Below are 19057 nucleotides of genomic sequence, written 5' to 3'. Positions count from 1 at the left end.
TACACTTATCACGTTTTAACTGATTTATCTTTTTATTTCAAATTCTTCAAGCGGCCGCTCAAATTGTGCAGCTTTATGTCCAAGAATTTCATCTATGGGTAAATGCGCCTGTTTAATCAGCTGTTCAAGCTTTTGCGGTGCCATAATCACATGCAAATGCAGATTACCGGCATCATCATAATTTTCAGATTGAATCACATTCAGTGCATACAGTTGGGTACGCAATTTGCCATATGCAGGCTTTAACATCAGCTCGAAACTTTGCATTTGGCCCATCAGACATTCTTGCACTGCTTGACGTAACAGGTCTAGTCCTTGCTGGGAATGCGCCGAAACATAGACACGATCGGGCAGGTGCGGTTTGGCATAGACAATTTTGGCATCTTCGCCACTGATATCAATTTTGTTGTAAACGCGCAGTACCGGCACATTGACGCCAATTTCTTTTAAAACGGATTCTACCGCTTCAATCTGTTCCAGCATATCCGGGCTGCTAGAATCAATCACGTGAAGTAGCAGGGTAGCTTCCAAGGTTTCTTCCAGAGTCGCCTTAAAGGACTCGACTAAAGAATGCGAAAGATTACGCACGAAACCGACAGTATCTGCTAGCACTAGACGTCCAATGCCATCCCATTCCAAACGGCGCAGAGTGGGGTCTAGTGTTGCAAACAGCTGATCTGCCGCGTACACATCGCTCTTGGCCAGAATATTAAACAGGGTGGATTTACCGGCATTGGTATAACCGACTAAAGAAACGGTCGGAACCGCGGCTTTTTGCCGTGCAACACGGCCTTGCATGCGGGTTTGACGAACTTTATCCAGCTTGGTTTTGAGTTGCCCCATGCGGATACGCAGTAAGCGGCGGTCAGTTTCAAGCAAGGTTTCACCCGGGCCACGTAAGCCAATCCCGCCTTTTTGACTGTCGAGATTACCCCGGCTACGGACTAAACGTGAGGAGAGGTGCTGTAACTGTGCCAATTCAACTTGCAGTTTACCTTCATAGGTACGGGCGCGTTGGGCGAAAATATCTAAAATCAGTTCGGTACGGTCAACCACACGGCATTGCATGATTTTTTCTAAATTGCGGGCTTGAGCCGGGGTCAGAGAATGGTCGAAAATGACCAGGCTGGCTTCTAAGTCCTGTACCAGAGCGGCAATTTCTTCTGCTTTGCCAGAACCAATAAACAGTTTGGGATCAGGTCTTATACGTTGAGCGGTAATATGTTCGAGAATCTCAGCACCGGCAGATTCGGCCAATAAATGAAATTCTTCTGCATCCAGGTCGTCTAACTGCTGTACCGATACACTCACCAAGATTGTTCGTTCACTACCCTGATGTTGCTCAAAATATTCCACTAAGGATGATCTCTACTGCATGATTAAAGATTTATTTTAGTAGAAAAAGTGCCGATATAGTGAGAAATAGCAAAAACATAACAAAGCATCGTAACAAGATATTCATTCAATAAAAGGTTGTTATCAAAAGCTATTCAACAATGTTTGGCTATTGATAAGAAATTGGTTTCTGTATTTTTCAAACCAGCCTAGATCTCCAATATTTTTTAGGAAAATAAATCACTTATGGGTTTTATATCTTAGATATTATAAAAAAATAGCCAGTTCCGGCGGGTATGATCAATGCAAGATTAAAATGAACAGTATAGAATGACAGCAAATAAATGATTAAACGCTGTAGCTGGTAATTAGTGATCAATCTATGACTCAATCCTCTGTAACAGAAACTTCATCGTTAAATGGCCTGTCTAAATTTTTCTTGTATAGCAAAAAATTAGTGACTGGTTTAGGGGCGATTATTCAAGGATTTTATCTGGTTTTTCGCCACCGTTTATATAAAGACCCGAATAATCCGTGTAATACCCGTTATGTACAGCATTTTTGCCGTCAGTTATGTAAAGTCTTTAACCTTGAAATTCAGGTACATGGCGTGATTCCACGTGAACCGGCTTTATGGGTGAGCAATCATGTTTCCTGGCTGGATGTAGCAGTTCTGGGTTCAGGAGCGCGGGTGTTCTTTTTAGCCAAAGCTGAAATTGAAAAATGGCCTTTATTTGGGAAACTGGCCAAGGGCGGTGGCACATTATTTATTAAACGTGGTTCTGGTGATTCGATTAAAATTAAAGAGCAAATTACCACATTTTTAAAACAGAATATTCCTGTGCTGTTTTTTCCAGAAGCTACCACTTCAGATGGCAGCAAAATTAAAAAAATTTATGGCCGGATTTTAGGTTCTGCCATTGAAGCAAATCGTCCAGTACAAATTTGCCTGATTTGTTATGTCAATCAGGATGGGCAACTCGATACAGTCGCGCCGTTTGTAGGCAATATCAGTTTTGCTGAACATGTCAAAAAAGTGCTGGAAATGCCCAAAGTCACCGCACATTTAATGGCATTACCGGCAATTGCGGTTCAGGGACATACTGTTGAAAGCCTGACTCAGGAAGTGCAAACACAAATGATTGAAGGCTTAGCCCGACTACAGCAAAAAGTGCTGAAAACGTCATCTTCAACACTTCTAGCCAAGCAGTCATGAGGGCGCTTACATAAAACCTTCCAGCGGTAACCAGGAAATCATTTTCACCCCAGCTTTTTGCCACCATTTCATCTTGGGTTCTTTCTGATAGGTTTTGATGCTGCCATCATGGCGTTTAATTTTCCAGTTAATATTATTGTTGGCATCTAAAACCAGTTTGTAGGCATATTTAGCCAAATTTTGGTTCATGGTTTGATGTACAGTTTTGGCCAGATTCGGGCTGTCCAGCAATACGCCAATTTCTGTATTTAAATAGGCAGAGCGTGGGTCAAAATTGAAAGATCCAATAAAAACCTGCTTTTCATCTATGGTCATGAGTTTGGCATGTAGGCTGGAACGACTTAACCCTTTGATGTTGACCTTGGCTTTTTCTGCAATTTCCTTGGTATTGGCATTTAGGTTTTCTGTTTCCGGCACAGACAGAAACTCGTACAGTTCGACATTGTCCTGGAGTAAATTCTTGCGATATTTGCCATAGAATGCATGCACCAAAGCTACGTCATTGGCTTTAAAGGAATTGGTCAGTACCCGCACATTGATATTGTTTTGAGCCAGATCACTCAGCATTTTTTCGCCTTTTTTTTCCGGGACGAAATAAGCGGAAATAATATCGACACTGTGTTCGGGTTTTTCTAAACGGTTAATCAGCTGAAAATTCAGATGTTGTTCTTTTTTGGCCTTGGCCCTGATTTTACTCGGTGAATCACTGACGACTTCCGCTTTGACCCAGTCAAATTGAATACTGTTATTCAGCCACTCTTCAAAAGCATGTGATCGGGTGGCTAAATCAAGATAATTTTGCACGGCAATGCTTTTCGAATGTTCCTCGAGTTGCTTTTTCAGGCTGTCAAAACGCAAGGAGTAATCTCTCGGATTAACAATTTGCTTGACCGGAAATGCGTAATCATCATTCCAGTATTCATCAAAGGAATGAATGATTTCATCTGATGCAGCGCCGACCAGCATCACATCCACATCGGAAAATTGATAATTGTCACTGACGTTATAATACTGGTTACTCATATTGCGACCACCAATCAGGGAAATCTGGTTGTCTGCAATAAAACTTTTATTATGCATGCGGCGGTTAATCCGCTTTAAATCCAGCACCATGTCCATGGCACGGTACTGTCTAAAACGGTAAGGATTATACAGGCGCACATCAATGTTTTGATGCTGATCGAGCGCCAGATAAATGCCTTCCATCTTTTTGGCATTGTTGTCATCCATCAGCAGACGAACCTTTACGCCTCGGTCAGCCGCTTTAATGATAGAGTGCAGAGCCAGCGCTCCGATTTTATCGTTGTCCCAAATATAGTATTGTAAATCTAAAGTTTTTTCTGCTTTATCAATTAAATGGATACGTGCGGCCAAAGCTTCAAGCGGGTCGTATAAAACATGATAACCGGTAAGATTAGGATTTTGCTCCCTTAAAGGCAAAATGATTTTAGCCAGTGAGCTGTGTTCAGTTTTGGTATCGAATGAATATTCAACTGGCTGGGGAATCTGTTTGGGAAGGGTCGAGCATGCAGGAATTCCCAAAATCAAGCTACAACTCAGCAATACTGCGGTTTTATAGGTGCTTGTGTGCCTTGTTTGCTGAGAGAGTCGTGCCATAGATTGTAAACAATACCAAAAATTGGTTTGAGTATAATTGTGAGCTATGAAAAGATAAATATCAGAATAGATGAATGATGTAATATCGTCGCAATCATTAGAGAAGATAGTATGTGGGATTCGCACTTAGTTGCTTTTTATTTTTATATCAGTTTCGCTGTAATCGCGTTGTGGGGAATAGCGCAGGCGTGGTTAAGCCAAATGCGAACAGAGACTATTCATCCTTTTAAAGCTTTTGTCCACTTATTGGCTTTTTATTTATCTTATTTACTTATCCCTTTATTTTTCTTTAGCCTGTTTGCCGGCTGGAGTGGTTATTACTCTATCCACCAGGCCACATTTATTTTCTTGCTGAGCTGTGTACTGATTTATGCCCGCTTTATCGAGCCCCAGCATGTTATGGTTCAAACCCTGCAATACCAGCTTAATCCGGAACAAAAGCTGCAGCGTCCAGTCAAACTGGCCTTGATTGCCGATTTACACATTGGCCTGTTTTCTGGGCATGAACGCCAGCTGAAAATTATTGTCGATAAAATTAATCAGCAAAATCCCGATCTGGTGATGGTCGCAGGGGACTGGACCTATGAACCTGAAAACACCCTGGTAGATGAGCTGGCCATTTTACAAAACATCAATGCACCGGTTTATTCGGTGAATGGCAATCATGATGAACAGTATCCCGGACCGCCGATTTTAAACCTGTTGCGGCATGCGTTAAAAGTCAATAACGTGATTGATATTGAGGGGCAGATTGTTGAATTTGATGAATTCAGATTGCTGGGTGTTGGGGATTTGTGGGCCGGAAAAACCGATATGCGTTATATGCCGGATTTGCCGCAAGACAAACCCTGGGTGATTTTATCGCATAACCCCGATACGGTGGATATGGTACCGCAATTACCGACCCGTCCTCTGATGCTGTCGGGACATACCCATGGCGGACAGGTGGAACTGCCTTGGCTGACCAACTACATTATGAAAAAAGTATCCATTCTTGGACATAAAAAAGGCTTGTACCAGCATGAAAATGCCGATGTATTTGTAACGGTTGGCACAGGAATGGTCGGTGTACCCTTTCGTTTTCGCGTACCGCCAACCATTGATATTATTGAGCTGATTTAAATACTTTTAAATCGTCATTATTCAGTTGTCCTATATTCGACATGCGCTAAAATGATAGCGATGAATAACACAAGAATGAGGAGAAGCAGATGTCTTTTTCGCAGGAAGTGGGACAATTTTTTGATTTAACTGCTATGCAAGCATCCCAGCTGGAAATGGGTTTGATTGCTTTAGAACATGCTTTTCTGCAAGCAGAAAGTGATGTGGTCAATACTCCGGAATTTGCCAGCAGGTTTTATCAAAAGTTCCAGCAATTGCTGAGTGATGTTGGCTTTAATGAACAGTATGTAGAAGCTTTGTTGGATCATTTGTATGGGACGGAAAGATACCGGCAATTGGTCAGTTACATTATTTCGAGTTATTACAATGCAGGTGGCGAGCGAAGCAAATTTGAAGAAATCTATCAACAAATTTTAAGTGATGAGCAAGTTTAAACTGCAAAAAAAACCAGCGTAGATAACGCTGGTTTTTTTATTCGGGTATGAGATTAAACCTGGTTGTTTACATCATCATTTTTGGTTTCACGGATGGCCAGGAAGGCAAGCAGTGAAAGAATCGATGCAGCAGTTAAGTAATAACCTACCGCATATAAACCATACGTGGTCGCAAGCTTGGTTGCAATTAATGGAGCAAAAGAGGCACCAAAAATACCTGCAAGGTTAAAGGTTAATGCTGAACCGGTATAACGAACTGAAGTCGGAAAAATTTCAGACAGTACAGTACCGATAGGACCATAAGTTAAGCCCATAATGGCTAAACCAATACACAGGAATAAGAACACCACGAGCGTGCTGCCTGATTCCAGCATATCGGCAAAGAACAGACCGAAAATGGCCGATACAATACACACGGCAATAGAAGTGGTTTTACGACCAAACTTTTCCGCAAACACGGCAGAAAGTGGAATAAATGCAGCAAAACATAAGGTAGCAACCAGTTGCAACTGCAAGAATTGTTCACGACTATAGCCGAGCTGTTTGGTACCCCATTGCAATGCAAATACTGTAGTCAGGTAGAACACCACGAACGTACAGATTGCCGCAATCGTACCTAAAATCAGCATACGCCAATGTTTGGTGGTCACTTCTTTAAATGGAATATTAACTTCTTTTTGCTTGTCCAATACTTTTTGGAACGCTGGTGTTTCATGGAGTTTTAAACGAATCCATAAACCCATAATGACCAGTAAAGCACTTGAAATAAACGGAATGCGCCAGCCCCATTGCATAAAGTCTGCTTCAGACATGAATGCACCCAGGGTCAGGAACGAACCTGTAGCCAGGATAAAGCCGATTGGTGCACCCAGTTGCGGAAACATACCGTACCAGGCACGTTTACCTTCCGGAGCATTTTCCGTGGCAAGTAGAACCGCACCAGACCATTCACCGCCTAAACCCAAACCTTGACCCAAACGGCAAAGCGCAAGCAATAAGGGTGCTGCAATACCGATATGAGCATAGGTAGGTAATAAACCGATACATACGGTTGAAAGACCCATGGTGAGTAGTGCCGCAACCAATGTGGCTTTACGGCCAATCCGGTCACCCAGATGCCCAAACAGTGCCGCGCCAATCGGGCGGGCAATGAAGGCAATCGCAAAAGTTGCCAGCGATTGAATGGTTGCTGTCATTGGATCGGTACTGGCCGGGAAGAACAAGTACGGAAAAATAATGACTGCCGCAGTGGCATAAATATAAAAATCGAAGAATTCGATTGTGGTACCAACAAGACTCGCCGTTAGTACGCGGAATTTTGAATTTGTAGCTACTTCTGTAGTAGCAGCAATAGAATCTGAAGACGCCATGGATGACCTTACACTTACTAAAAATAAAAAAGCTTAATTTTAAAAGCGTAATCTTTTTAAAAAAGGCGTAATTTCTTAAAAAAACAACGAAGAACCTTCTCTACTCGACTCGCTCAGGGTCACTGAAATGAAGAATGAGAGGGTTAAATCACGTAAAGATAGATAGACAGAAAATGTGATCCTGCACCTATCAATACAAAAATGTGCCAGATAGCGTGGGTATATCTTACTCTTTTTAAGGCATAAAACAATGCACCAATGGTGTAAGAAAGCCCGCCAATAATCAAATAGGTTAAAGCTTGAGCACTTAAAAAGCGTTGCATATCATCCATGACCAGTAAAGCCAGCCATCCCATGACCAAATAGGCGATCAGAGAAATTTTCTGAAATCGATGAATGAAAACTAACTTGAATAGTGTACCAATAAGCGCAATCAGCCAGAGTGCAATCAACAAATACTGCGCTTTAGCCGTAGGCATGGCGATGGACAGGAACGGGGTATAGGTTCCCGCAATCAGGTAATAAATGGCAGTATGGTCGAGTTTTTTGTACCAGCCGCGACGTTGTGGCGATTCGGCATAATGATATAGGCTGGATGCCGAAAAGAGTAAAATCATACTCAGCGCATAAACACATAAGCCAATAAATTGCCCGAGCGGTAAATCACTGCCTTTGATCAGCATGAAAATACTGGCAATAAGCGCAAGGAGTGCGCCAAGTGCATGACTGATCGCATTTATTTTTTCTTCATGTGGATCGTAGGTCTGCATTTGAGGAGTTGTCATTATTGATTTTCTATAATTAAAAAATACACTTGTATAGTAATGCAGTTTTACCTTTAAAGTAAGAAGTTTTAAACTGAGAACTTAATTTATTCGAGTGATTTGTATGTCTCAAGCGGCTTCTCCTTCTATTCAGGAACAAAAATTCTTAGATGCCTTTCAGCAAGCCATTGAAACACATAGTTTTGATCGAATGATTATTAGCCAGTATAAAGGTGAACTTGAGGATTTGGAGAAAATGACCTTAAGAGTCATTTCATTACAAAATCAACCTATGCTTAGTTGCCTGTATCGTTACAAGACTCAGGATGTCACTAAAAATTACCCTTTAGCTGAAGCGGTGTCATTGGTGCAGTCTCTGTTGACTCAATCTAAACAGGCGAATTTATTTACCGCGAGTGAAGAGGTGCAACTGAAAAAAAACAAGAAGAAAGCCATGTTGAGCAGCAGTAAAAAGGCGAACGCGACAGTGACTCAGGCAGAGACCCAGCAAGGACATGACCGTGCCAAGCATCGTTATGTCGATCAGGACAGCTACTTTTTACAACCGCTGGGTATTACTGATGCTAAAGCGCAGATTATTCCGAGCATGGCGCGTAAATGGAAACAGATTAATAAATTTGTGGAAATTTTTTCCGGCGCTCTGGATCAGATTAATCAGCACGATCATGCGTTACGTGTGGTTGATTTTGGTTCAGGCAAAGGCTATTTGACCTTTGCTTTATATGACTATCTGGCCAAACATGGTCAGGCTCCTTTCGTTACAGGCGTAGAGCTTAATCCGAAAATGGTGGAGTTCTGTCAGGGCGTTGCGCAGCAATCCGATTTTCAGCAACTGGATTTTTTCCAGGGCGATGTGCGTACCTATCAACCGGACCATCTGGATGTGATGATTGCCTTGCATGCCTGTGATGTGGCAACCGACTTTGCCATTCATACCGGTATCCGCTTAAATGCCCAAATGATCATGTGCGCGCCGTGTTGCCATAAAGAATTGCGTCCACAATTAAAAAGTCCCGAAGTGCTAAAACCGATGCTGCAATTTGGCATTCATGCCGGACAGCAGGCTGAAATGCTGACCGATACCATTCGTGCCTTATTGCTGAAAGCGTATGGTTATGAAACCAAGGTGTTTGAATTTGTGGCCTTGGAACATACCAGTAAAAACAAAATGATTTTAGCGACCAAGCGCAAGGATTATCAGGCACCGGATCAGCAGGTTTTGGCGCAGATTCAGGCGTTAAAACAGATGTATGGCATTCAGAAGCATTCCCTGGAATTGTTATTAAATGATCAGTGGGATCAGCAAGATATTGGCTGTAAGTGCTAATGTTAAAGGGATAAAGCAGTCTTAAAACTGCTTTTTAGGAAGAAGATATTTCGATGACAGAATTAACGATACGTTCAGGTAGTTGGGATGCATTGCAACAGGATGCCAAACTGATTCGTGAGCAGGTGTTTATACAGGAGCAAAACATTTCTGTAGAAGATGAATGGGATGAGCAGGATGCTGTGGCATTACATTTTGTGGTTTATGACCAAACTCATCCGGTTGCGACTGCACGATTATTGCAGAATAACAGTATCGGACGGGTAGCGGTTTTAAAGGCTTATCGTGAACAGGGCATTGGCAAGTTGTTGATGCTGGAGATTATTCAGCAAGCCAAACATGAGCAGCGTCAGTTCCTGAAACTGTCTTCACAGGTGCATGCCATTCAGTTTTATGCAGGGTTGGGTTTTGTTGCACAAGGCGATGAATACCTGGATTGCGGCATTCCACATATTGATATGCAAATGTGCTTATCCTAAGCCTCAAAATGTTCTGAACATAAAAAAGCGAGATATGAAATCTCGCTTTTTTTATGCTGAGTTCAGCTTAATGACCGTGTGCAGCAGATGCATGATGATCGGCCATCTGGGCATGTTCTTCTTCGCTCATATTCATTTCGGCAGCGCTCGGTTCTGATGCTGCAGGAGCTACGGTTTGCTGAGTACTTTGTGCCTGCTTTCGTTTTTGACTTGGCATATAGTCAGGTTCATTGGTCACCGCCATATAGAAAAAGCCCAAGAAAACCAGACCAATAAAAATGGCCAATGCGACAGCTTTCCAGCCAGCTTTACTTGAAGGAGATGGATTCGAATCTTTAGACATATAGAACAAACCTTGCCACGAAAAGAAGCATTAACAATTTATCAATAGGCTTTTATAGCATAAAAAGTACAAAAAGAGGTCGAAATGAGAGGTTTAAGGCGGATAAAACCTTATTTAAATTAAGGAAATAAAAAACCACTACCGCTTCAAGTGGTAGTGGTTGAAAATATTTCTTATACAAGCAAAGAATTAAAGGATTTTTTCACCTGCCTGTACTTTGTCCTTTAATCGCTGTGGTGCTTTAAAACGCTCGCCGTATTTTGTTTCAAGGGTATTCGCGCGAAGTAAGGCTTTTTCCAAACCATATTGATTGAGGAACTGCAGTGCTCCACCGGTCCAAGGAGCAAAACCAATCCCGAAAATCGAGCCGACATTGCCATCGACCACCGATTCCAGCACACCTTCTTCCAGGCAGCGCAAAGTATCTAAAGATTGCACAAACAGAAAGCGGTCAATCATTTCCTGTTCAGAAATCGCATTGTCTTTTTTCCAGTGATTCAGACCTTCCCAAAGCTGTTTTTTACCACCTTCAGGATAGTCATAGAAACCTGCACCTGCAGCCTTACCTTTACGGTTAAACTCGTGAATCATGGTTTGAATCACATCGTCGGCGCCTGAGTGTGGTAGCTCTTTACCTTCAGCTTGCAGGGCTTTACGTGTTTCAGTCGCGACATGTTCAGATAAGGTCAGAGAGACTTCATCCTGAATGGCAAGAGGCCCAACCGGCATACCGGCTTTCAGTGCGGCCATTTCAATTTTGGCAGGATGAACTCCTTCAGCCAGTAAACGCAGGCCTTCCTGAACAAAAGTGCCAAACACGCGACTGGTAAAGAAGCCGCGACTGTCATTCACCACAATCGGGGTTTTGCCAATTTGCTGTACAAAATCATAGGCCTTGGCTAGGGTTTCACTTGATGTATTTTTTCCTTTGATGATTTCAACCAGCTGCATTTTATCAACCGGGCTAAAGAAATGCAGACCTATAAAGTTCTGATCATTTTTAGAGGCCTGTGCCAAAGTTGTAATCGGCAAGGTCGAGGTATTAGATGCCATCACACCGCCATCAACCAGATAGCTTTCGGCTTCTTGCGTGACTTTGGCTTTCAGCTCGGGACTTTCAAACACGGCTTCAATCATCAGCTCACAGCCTTGTAAATCTGCCGCATTCGCTGTTGCGGTAATCAGACTCAACATCTGATCACGTTTTTCTGTACTCAGGCGACCTTGAGAGACTTTTTTATCCAGCAACTTTTGGCTGTAGGCTTTGCCTTTTTCGGCTGCCTCGAGAGACACATCTTTTAAAATAACCTGAATGCCTTTAGATACTGTGGCATAAGCAATGCCTGCACCCATCATCCCGGCACCTAAAATACCAACTTTAGTGGCTTTCCATTTGGCAATATCTTTAGGACGGCTGGCACCAGCTTTAATCGCATTTAAACCATGCCAGAAGGTTCCAATCATGTTTTTGGAAATTTGTCCGGTGGCCAGATAGGTAAAGTAACGTGATTCAATGGTCAGCGCGGTATCGACATCGACCTGAGCACCTTCGACCGCTGCCGCCATAATCGCTTCAGGCGCAGGGTAACAGCCTTTGGTCTTGTCACGCAGCATAGCAGGGGCAATCGCCAATACTTGAGCAACTTGTGGGGAGGAAGGGGTGCCGCCCGGAATTTTATAGCCTTTAACATCAAATGGTTGTACAGACTGCGGATTGGCTTTGACCCAGGCAATGGCTTTGTCCAAAAGTTCCTGTTCTGAATCTGCCGTGTCGTGAATCAGCCCTAATGATTTGGCTTTATCGACACCAAATTGTTTGCCTTCCATCAGTAAAGGAAATGCATTTTGCAAACCAAGTAACCGTACCATCCGTACGATACCGCCACCGCCAGGCAATAAACCAAGCGTCACTTCAGGCAAACCAAATTTGGCTTTGGCATCATTCAGCGCAATACGGTGATGACAGCACAAAGCCAGTTCCCAACCGCCACCCAGTGCCGTGCCATTCAAGGCTGCAACGACTGGAATGCCGCGGGTTTCGATATAACGTAGCTTGGCTTTCATCTCTTCAATCATGTTGAAGAATTCAGTGGCATGTTCAGGGGTAGCTTGAATCAGCTCATCCAGATCACCGCCTGCAAAGAAGGTTTTTTTCGCGGAACGGAAAATAATTCCTGCGATATTTTCATCGGCTTTGAGCTTTTCCACAGTTTCCGTTAAGGCGTTGCGGAAATCTGCATTCATGGTATTGGCAGACTGGTTTGGAGAATCTAAAGTGAGAATCACGATATTGTCGGCATTTTTTTCAAATTGAATTGCACTCATTATTTTTCTCCTTATACCAATTCAATAATGGTCGCGATGCCCATACCGCCACCGACACAAAGCGTTGCAAGACCACGTTTTTTACCTTGACGCTCTAATTCATCCAAAAGTGTGCCCAAGATCATGGCACCGGTTGCACCGAGTGGATGTCCCATCGCGATTGCACCGCCGTTCACATTGACTTTGGCAGGGTCAATATTGAGCTCAGTAATGAAACGCATCACCACGGCAGCAAAGGCTTCGTTTACTTCAAACAGGTCAATATCATCAATGCTTAGACCGGCTTTTTCCAAAGCTTTACGTGCAGCAGGAGCAGGGCCGGTCAACATGATGGTCGGATCGGTACCTACCAGTGCAGTCGATAATACTTTGGCACGCGGTTTTAAACCTTGTTCCTTGACTGCTTTTTCTGAAGCCACCAGAACAACCGCTGCACCATCAACGATGCCGGAAGAATTGCCTGCGTGATGTACGTGATTCACAGCTCCTACTTCAGGATATTTTTGCAGGGCAATAGCATCGAAGCCCATCTGTCCCATCATGGCAAAACTTGGATTGAGTTTGCCTAGACCTTCTGCCGTAGTAGTCGGTTTAATAAATTCATCTTTATCCAAAATCACCACACCGGCTTTATCTTTTACCGGCACAACTGATTTGTTGAAATAGCCGTTGGCTTGAGCGGCAGCGGCTTTTTTCTGTGAATCGGCAGCAAAGGCATCAACATCGGCACGACTATAGCCATCAATGGTGGCAATTAGGTCGGCACCAATCCCTTGCGGAATAAATTCACAAGCCATATTGGTTTCAGGATCCAGTGCCCAGGGTCCGCCATCTGAACCCATTGGCACACGCGACATGGATTCAACACCGCCGGCAACCACAACATCTTCCCAGCCTGAACGGACTTTTTGTGCGGCCAGGTTCACGGCTTCGAGGCCTGATGCACAAAAGCGGTTGATCTGCACACCAGCCACGTCATTGTCCCAACCTGCGGCGATGGCTGCGGTTTTGGCAATGTCGGCTCCTTGGTCGCCAATCGGGGTGACACAACCCAACACGATGTCATCAACTTTAGAGGTATCGAGCTGATGGCGAACCTGAAGTTCATTCAGCAATCCAGTCAGTAAGCTAATCGGTTTCACCGCATGCAGTGAACCGTCTTTTTTCCCTTTTCCGCGTGGTGTGCGAATGGCATCAATGATATAGGCCTCGCTCATAGCATTTCCCTTTTATGACTTTAAAATTTTTATCCTTTTTTGAGTGTAATGATTAATTTTTGAAGTGCAATGACGAGAACGGATCAGGTCAGATGATGTTTTTGGTCAATAAAAAAACCCAGATCGAAATCTGGGCATAGAGAGAAACTAAAAGTGAGTGGATGATCAATGATAACCATGCAGCTGACGATATAAACCTGGTGTTACCCCGGTCCATTTTTTGAAGGCACGGTGGAAGGTACTGGTTTCACTAAAGCCGACCTGCTGTGCGACATCTTCCAAGGTCAAACCAGGATTCAGCAACAGGTGAATGGCCGCATCACGGCGCAAGGCATCTTTCACACCCTGATAGCTTTTGCCTTCCGCAGCCAGGCGGCGACGTAAGGTTTGCGGAGAAAGGTATAACATTGATGCCACATCATTTAAGGTTGGCATTTCCTCACCAATCTGGCTCTTTAAAACTTCACGAATACGTGAGGTAAGCGAGTTGGTGTTTTTGAATTTAACCAGCAACTGTGCAGGCGCAGCTTTCAGGAATTCTTCCAGCGTATCTTCATTTTGACGCAGCGGTAAATCCAGATAATCTGCAGCAAAGGTAATTTCGGTACGTGGCGCATCGAATTGCATCACCGGCGCAAAGAACAAGGCATCGTATTCATCGGCATGTGCTGGACGTGGATAGCCAAAATGAACCCGTTCTAGCGGAATACGGCGTTCGATGAGCCAGGAGGCCAAACCGTGCCAGATCATCAGCATGCTTTCGGTAATGAAATGATCGGGATCCATGCTTTTTGGAATGAGGGGAACCAGACGTGCTTCGTGTTTGTCACGTTCTAAAGTCACCGACCATTCATCGCCAAACAGTTTATAAAACTGTGAAGAAAGCTCTAAGGCATCTCCTAGCGTTTTCGCGTGAATAATCAACTGACACATAATGGCAAAAGTGCCCAAACGACGTGGCTGTACATCAAAGCCGACATGTTCGTCCTGGGTCACCATCCATAACATCTTAATAAATCGGGTGTATTGTTCAGGAGAAATACGCGCTTTAGGCTGACGTAATAATTCCGCTTCAATGCCCACATGTGACAATAAAGTTTCGACGTCCATGCCAAGACGTTTTACGCCGGTTAGAGCCGCATTGACGAAGTGGATACTGATCGTATCGCGACTCATGTTAAATCCTTCAGTCTCTTTCTCTTTTGTATTCACTTGCAGTTGACCTAAATGACGCTAAAAAATGTTTGGGTGGCAATTTACAATAGTTGTTTTACCTTATTTACATCTTAAATTGCCGAAATGATCAAGGTAAATGGCTGAACATGACATTGTTTTGTTAGTTTTATATTTCTAATATGCATATTAAATCAATAGAAAAAGAGAAAAACCGGATATGACTACGGCTTTAAAAGGATTAAAAGTACTTGATTTTTCCACTTTACTTCCCGGTCCATTTGCCACTTTGTATCTGGCGGACCTCGGTGCAGAAGTGATTCATATTGAATCGCCAACCCGTCCGGATCTGATCCGGTTATTACCGCCTTATGCCAATGGGCAGGCAACAGCACACAATTATTTGAACCGCAATAAACAGTCGATCGCGCTGGATTTAAAAGATGCACAGAATATCGAACTGATTAAAAAGAAAATTAATGAATACGATATTGTGGTTGAGCAGTTCAGACCTGGGGTGATGCAGCGCCTGGGTCTAGATTATGCAACACTGAGCGCACTAAACCCTCGACTGATTTATTGTTCCATTACCGGCTATGGCCAAACCGGAAGTTATAAAGATAAAGCCGGGCATGACATCAACTATCTGGCTTTGTCTGGAATTGCAGGACATAGTGGCCGCCAGGAAGGTGGACCGCCAGCCTTGGGTATTCAGGTGGCCGATGTTGCCGGAGGCTCCTTACATGCTGTGATTGGTATTTTGGCTGCCGTGGTTGAGCGTGAGCAAAGCGGTTTAGGACAATATATTGATATTTCGATGACGGATTGTGTGGCCACTTTAAATAATATGGCTGCAGCTGCAACATTGGCAGGAAATACCAAACAATTTCCGGAACAGTCGCATTTAAATGGCGGCAGCTTTTATGACTATTATCAGACTCAGGATGGTCGTTATTTATCGATTGGAAGTCTGGAACCACAGTTTATGACCAGATTGGCGCAAATTTTAGATCTTCCCATACTGGGTGAAAAAGGGGCTTCATTTAACCTAGAAGATCAGCAAAGCGTGAAACAGGCGCTGCGGGAAAAAATTAAAAGTCGAACTTTTGCAGAATGGAAAATGCTGTTTGCGCAGCAGGACGTATGTGTAGAGCCGGTTTTAAATCTGGATGAGGCCTTGGATTCTACTTTGGCCAAACAGCGCCAATGGACGGTAGAAGTACCGCTACATCCCGACAGTCAACAGACCGAAACACAGCTGGCCTGTCCGATCAAATTTTCGCGTTCTAAGACAAAATATCTATATATCGGACAGAATTTAGGCGCCGGAGATTGGTAAGTTTAATAGATATTAAAAAATATTAATATATAAAACAATAGATTAACAAATTGTACTAAAAGTTACATAATAAACAAGAGTACTATATATGTATTACAAAATGATATAAAGGTAATCTACTGTGAAGAAATTATGTAGCACGTTCGGTTTTAGCGTGAGCCTAATATCTTTAAGCTGTGCATTCCATACTGCACATGCAGCTGAAGCTTTTGACTCACAAAGTCAGTGGATGTTTGGCGACTGGAACGGTCAACGTACAGCATTACAGCAAAAAGGTTATGACTTTAGTTTGGGTTATACCGGTGAAGTTGCCACTTTACTGGACTCAGACCATCATTCTAATGGTGGCACTGAATATGCAGATCAGTTTGCAATTGGTGCTCATTTCGATTTAAACAAAATTTTAGGCTGGCAAGATACTGAAGCTCAAATTACCGTGACTGAGCGTAATGGTCGTAATTTGTCGAATACTTCAGATGCCTTAAATAGTCATCTCAGTTCTGTACAAGAAGTATGGGGCCGTGGTCAAACCTGGCGTTTAACTGATTTCTGGATCAAGAAAAAATTCCTGGACCAGAAGTTAGATGTCAAAGTCGGTCGTTTTGGTGAAGGTGAAGATTTCAACAGCTTCGATTGTGATTTCCAGAACTTGGCACTGTGTGGTTCTCAAGTCGGGAACTGGGTCGGTGACCAGTGGTTTAACTGGCCGGTGAGCCAATGGGCTGCACGGTTCAAGTATAACGTCACTCCAGAAGTCTATGCACAAGTCGGTGCATATGAATATAACCCTGAAAATCTGGAACGTGGCAAAGGTTTCAATTTAAGTACCGATGGCTCTAAAGGTGCAATGATTCCTGCTGAAGTGGTGTGGACACCAAAACTCGGTGCGGCAAAACTTCCGGGTGAATACCGTGCCGGTTATTACTACAGCACTGTTGATGCTGCAGAAATTACAGATGCGACTAAAACTGACCACAAACAAGGTGGTTGGGTGGTTGCCAAACAGCAACTAACGGCTCATCAAGGTGATGCATCACGTGGCTTGAGTGGCTTTGTAAACTTAACTGTACATGATAGCGACACAAACAAAGTCAGCGACATGCAAAATATTGGTTTGGTCTATAAAGGCTTAATGGATTCCCGTCCTCAAGATGAGATCGCGATCGGTGTCGCCCGGATCAATATCAATGATGATGTCAATGCTGCAAACATCACCAATAATAATGTAGACGCCCGTGGTCTACAGAACGAAGAATATGATGCTGAAATTTATTACGGTATCCATGCAACCAACTGGTTAACCATCCGTCCAAATGTGCAATATGTTCATCATGTTGGCGCATATAAAAATGGCGAAAATGCATGGGTCGGCGGTATTAAATTTAATACCTCGTTCTAATCTCAAGTTTTTAGTTGCAAATACACTGTTGAAAGCTTGAGCAATTTTATGCATTGATAAAAGCGCTTACAGCGTGGATGTATTTATAACTAAGAACTCAAATTATGGTGCTCATAGGTGCGTCCTATGAGCTTTCAACCAATTTTTTATAGGTGTTCAATATGAATACTTCGTCTTCAGGTTCAGTACTGAAAACGGTTTTGGCGGTGCTTGCTGCCATTTTCGGTTTAGGACTGCTGCTCGGCGGGATTTATCTTGCAGTGCTTGGTGGGTCTTGGTACTACATCATTGCAGGTATTCTCTTTATTGCGACCGCAGTTTTATTGCAAAAACGTAAGAGCGCAGCTCTTTTCGTCTATGCTGCATTTGTATTAGGAACCGTGATCTGGGGCCTATGGGAAGTCGGTTCTGACTTCTTCGCATTAGCGCCACGTCTAGATATTTTAGGTCTCTTTGGTCTGGCATTGCTGATTCCTACAGTTACTCGCGGTTTTGATAATGCGAAAACTGCCAAGCTTGCTTTAGGCGGTTCTTTGGTCATCACTATTTTGGTGATGATTTACTCAATCTTTAACGATCCACAGGAAATTCGTGGTGAGTTAAAAACTCAACAGCCTGCAGCGCATAAAGCGATTCCGGGTGTGGCCGATGAAGACTGGCCTGCTTATGGCCGTACTCAGTCAGGTTTACGTTATTCTCCGTTAAAACAAATTAACTCTGAAAACGTAAAAGATCTGGAGCTGGCTTGGGAATACCATACTGGTGAGTTTAAAACTGAAAATGACTCAGGTGAAACCACCAATCAGGTCACGCCAATTAAAGTGGGTAACAACATGTACATGTGTACTACCCATCAGAAATTGACAGCACTTGATCCTGCAACAGGTAAGGCAAAATGGACTTACGATCCGGTTCTTAAAGCAGATAATACTTATCAGCATTTAACCTGTCGTGGCGTGTCTTATTATGACGTAAACAATACTGCTGGTTTTGAAGCGAGTTTGGCAGCTAAAAAATCTAGCTCTGCTGAATGTCCACAGAAAGTAATTCTGCCGGTGAATGATGGTCGTCTGGTTGCGGTAAATCCAAATACAGGTAAACCATGTTCTGACTTCGGTAAAAATGGTCAAGTTGATCTGCAAAAAGACATGCCATTCCCGTATCCAGGAGGTTATATTCCAACTTCACCTCCTGTAATTACCGGTACCACCATTATCATTGCAGGTTCAACAACCGACAACTATTCGACTGAAGAACCATCGGGTGTGATCCGTGGTTATGACGTCAATACCGGTGAACTTCTTTGGGTATTTGATACCGGTGCTGAAGATCCAAATGCGATTCCTGCTCCAGGTCAAAAATTCGTTCACAACTCTCCAAACGCCTGGGCACCTTTAGCCTATGATGCGGAATTAGACATTGTCTATGTTCCAACGGGTGTTGGTACGCCGGATATTTATGGCGGCCACCGTACCGAGTTAGATGAGCGTTATGCAAACTCGATGCTTGCATTGAATGCAACTACGGGTAAATTGGTGTGGAATTTCCAGACTACCCATCATGACCTGTGGGATAT

15 protein-coding genes and 1 pseudogene are annotated in these 19057 nt (G+C 43.4%); 8 read left to right on the top strand and 8 right to left on the bottom strand.

Features of this window, described 5'->3' with window-relative positions; genetic code table 11:
• Positions 1-24: 24 nt before the first annotated feature.
• The gene (hflX, locus tag B4C48_RS11735) at positions 25-1356 is read right to left on the bottom strand and encodes a ribosome rescue GTPase HflX (RefSeq protein WP_291356699.1); all 1332 of its coding nucleotides are present in this window, start codon (positions 1354-1356) and stop codon (positions 25-27) included.
• Positions 1357-1717: 361 nt separating this feature from the next.
• Between hflX and B4C48_RS11730 the strand changes: the two genes are divergently transcribed.
• The gene (locus tag B4C48_RS11730) at positions 1718-2551 is read left to right on the top strand and encodes a lysophospholipid acyltransferase family protein (protein WP_291356697.1); all 834 of its coding nucleotides are present in this window, start codon (positions 1718-1720) and stop codon (positions 2549-2551) included.
• Between the two features lie 6 nt (positions 2552-2557).
• On the opposite strand, the gene B4C48_RS11725 is transcribed toward B4C48_RS11730, so the two are convergent.
• Positions 2558-4168: a phospholipase D family protein gene (locus B4C48_RS11725; RefSeq protein WP_291356695.1), complete on the bottom strand. Its 1611-nt coding sequence runs from the start codon at positions 4166-4168 to the stop codon at positions 2558-2560.
• A 111-nt stretch (positions 4169-4279) separates the two neighbouring features.
• On the opposite strand from B4C48_RS11725, the gene B4C48_RS11720 reads away from it, so the two are divergent.
• Entirely contained in the window at positions 4280-5290 is a 1011-nt protein-coding gene (locus tag B4C48_RS11720) for a metallophosphoesterase (protein WP_291356693.1), read from the top strand.
• A gap of 89 nt (positions 5291-5379) precedes the next feature.
• Positions 5380-5724 carry a hypothetical protein gene (locus tag B4C48_RS11715; protein WP_291356691.1) on the top strand — a complete coding sequence of 115 codons (345 nt, stop codon included), beginning with the start codon at positions 5380-5382 and terminating at the stop codon, positions 5722-5724.
• A gap of 53 nt (positions 5725-5777) precedes the next feature.
• Here B4C48_RS11715 and B4C48_RS11710 read toward each other — a convergent pair whose 3' ends face one another.
• A complete protein-coding gene (locus B4C48_RS11710; RefSeq protein ID WP_291356689.1) occupies positions 5778-7094 on the bottom strand; it encodes an MFS transporter in 1317 nt (438 codons plus the stop codon).
• Between the two features lie 143 nt (positions 7095-7237).
• Entirely contained in the window at positions 7238-7879 is a 642-nt protein-coding gene (trhA, locus tag B4C48_RS11705; protein ID WP_291356687.1) for a PAQR family membrane homeostasis protein TrhA, read from the bottom strand.
• Positions 7880-7982: 103 nt separating this feature from the next.
• On the opposite strand from trhA, the gene B4C48_RS11700 reads away from it, so the two are divergent.
• Positions 7983-9206: a class I SAM-dependent methyltransferase gene (locus B4C48_RS11700; RefSeq protein ID WP_291356685.1), complete on the top strand. Its 1224-nt coding sequence runs from the start codon at positions 7983-7985 to the stop codon at positions 9204-9206.
• Between the two features lie 53 nt (positions 9207-9259).
• Positions 9260-9685 (top strand): GNAT family N-acetyltransferase, encoded by a 426-nt coding sequence (locus B4C48_RS11695; RefSeq protein ID WP_291356683.1) that lies wholly within the window; start codon positions 9260-9262, stop codon positions 9683-9685.
• A 67-nt stretch (positions 9686-9752) separates the two neighbouring features.
• Here B4C48_RS11695 and B4C48_RS11690 read toward each other — a convergent pair whose 3' ends face one another.
• From B4C48_RS11690 to B4C48_RS11675, 4 genes are all read right to left on the bottom strand, one after another.
• Positions 9753-10028 (bottom strand): hypothetical protein, encoded by a 276-nt coding sequence (locus B4C48_RS11690; protein ID WP_291356681.1) that lies wholly within the window; start codon positions 10026-10028, stop codon positions 9753-9755.
• A 189-nt stretch (positions 10029-10217) separates the two neighbouring features.
• Positions 10218-12353 carry a 3-hydroxyacyl-CoA dehydrogenase NAD-binding domain-containing protein gene (locus B4C48_RS11685; RefSeq protein ID WP_291356680.1) on the bottom strand — a complete coding sequence of 712 codons (2136 nt, stop codon included), beginning with the start codon at positions 12351-12353 and terminating at the stop codon, positions 10218-10220.
• An 11-nt stretch (positions 12354-12364) separates the two neighbouring features.
• Positions 12365-13570, bottom strand: a complete 1206-nt coding sequence (locus B4C48_RS11680; RefSeq protein WP_291356678.1) for an acetyl-CoA C-acetyltransferase — start codon at positions 13568-13570, stop codon at positions 12365-12367.
• Between the two features lie 165 nt (positions 13571-13735).
• Positions 13736-14746, bottom strand: a complete 1011-nt coding sequence (locus tag B4C48_RS11675; RefSeq protein ID WP_291356676.1) for an AraC family transcriptional regulator — start codon at positions 14744-14746, stop codon at positions 13736-13738.
• 217 nt (positions 14747-14963) lie between these two features.
• On the opposite strand from B4C48_RS11675, the gene B4C48_RS11670 reads away from it, so the two are divergent.
• From B4C48_RS11670 to B4C48_RS11660, 3 genes and pseudogenes are all read left to right on the top strand, one after another.
• A complete protein-coding gene (locus B4C48_RS11670) occupies positions 14964-16082 on the top strand; it encodes a CaiB/BaiF CoA transferase family protein (RefSeq protein ID WP_291356674.1) in 1119 nt (372 codons plus the stop codon).
• Positions 16083-16236: 154 nt separating this feature from the next.
• Positions 16237-17481, top strand: coding sequence for a carbohydrate porin (locus B4C48_RS11665; RefSeq protein WP_291356672.1), 1245 nt, complete (start codon positions 16237-16239; stop codon positions 17479-17481).
• A gap of 161 nt (positions 17482-17642) precedes the next feature.
• Positions 17643-19057: pseudogene (locus B4C48_RS11660) on the top strand (PQQ-binding-like beta-propeller repeat protein); the annotation flags it as partial.

This window comes from Acinetobacter sp. UBA3106 (assembly GCA_002365595.1).
Classification (GTDB): Bacteria; Pseudomonadota; Gammaproteobacteria; order Pseudomonadales; family Moraxellaceae; genus Acinetobacter.
Note: the sequence above shows the minus strand (reverse complement) of the source record. Positions and strands in the feature narration are given on the sequence as shown.

Bases quoted from the DNA above. Each gene is read 5' to 3' on its own strand.
- B4C48_RS11670 (WP_291356674.1), top strand. From the start codon at position 14,964: ATGACTACGGCTTTAAAAGGATTAAAAGTACTTGATTTTTCCACTTTA.
- B4C48_RS11720 (WP_291356693.1), top strand. From the start codon at position 4,280: ATGTGGGATTCGCACTTAGTTGCTTTTTATTTTTATATCAGTTTCGCT.
- B4C48_RS11715 (WP_291356691.1), top strand. From the start codon at position 5,380: ATGTCTTTTTCGCAGGAAGTGGGACAATTTTTTGATTTAACTGCTATG.
- B4C48_RS11695 (WP_291356683.1), top strand. From the start codon at position 9,260: ATGACAGAATTAACGATACGTTCAGGTAGTTGGGATGCATTGCAACAG.
- B4C48_RS11690 (WP_291356681.1), bottom strand. From the start codon at position 10,028: ATGTCTAAAGATTCGAATCCATCTCCTTCAAGTAAAGCTGGCTGGAAA.
- B4C48_RS11710 (WP_291356689.1), bottom strand. From the start codon at position 7,094: ATGGCGTCTTCAGATTCTATTGCTGCTACTACAGAAGTAGCTACAAAT.
- B4C48_RS11675 (WP_291356676.1), bottom strand. From the start codon at position 14,746: ATGAGTCGCGATACGATCAGTATCCACTTCGTCAATGCGGCTCTAACC.
- B4C48_RS11685 (WP_291356680.1), bottom strand. From the start codon at position 12,353: ATGAGTGCAATTCAATTTGAAAAAAATGCCGACAATATCGTGATTCTC.
- B4C48_RS11725 (WP_291356695.1), bottom strand. From the start codon at position 4,168: ATGGCACGACTCTCTCAGCAAACAAGGCACACAAGCACCTATAAAACC.
- B4C48_RS11730 (WP_291356697.1), top strand. From the start codon at position 1,718: ATGACTCAATCCTCTGTAACAGAAACTTCATCGTTAAATGGCCTGTCT.
- B4C48_RS11680 (WP_291356678.1), bottom strand. From the start codon at position 13,570: ATGAGCGAGGCCTATATCATTGATGCCATTCGCACACCACGCGGAAAA.
- B4C48_RS11700 (WP_291356685.1), top strand. From the start codon at position 7,983: ATGTCTCAAGCGGCTTCTCCTTCTATTCAGGAACAAAAATTCTTAGAT.
- trhA (WP_291356687.1), bottom strand. From the start codon at position 7,879: ATGACAACTCCTCAAATGCAGACCTACGATCCACATGAAGAAAAAATA.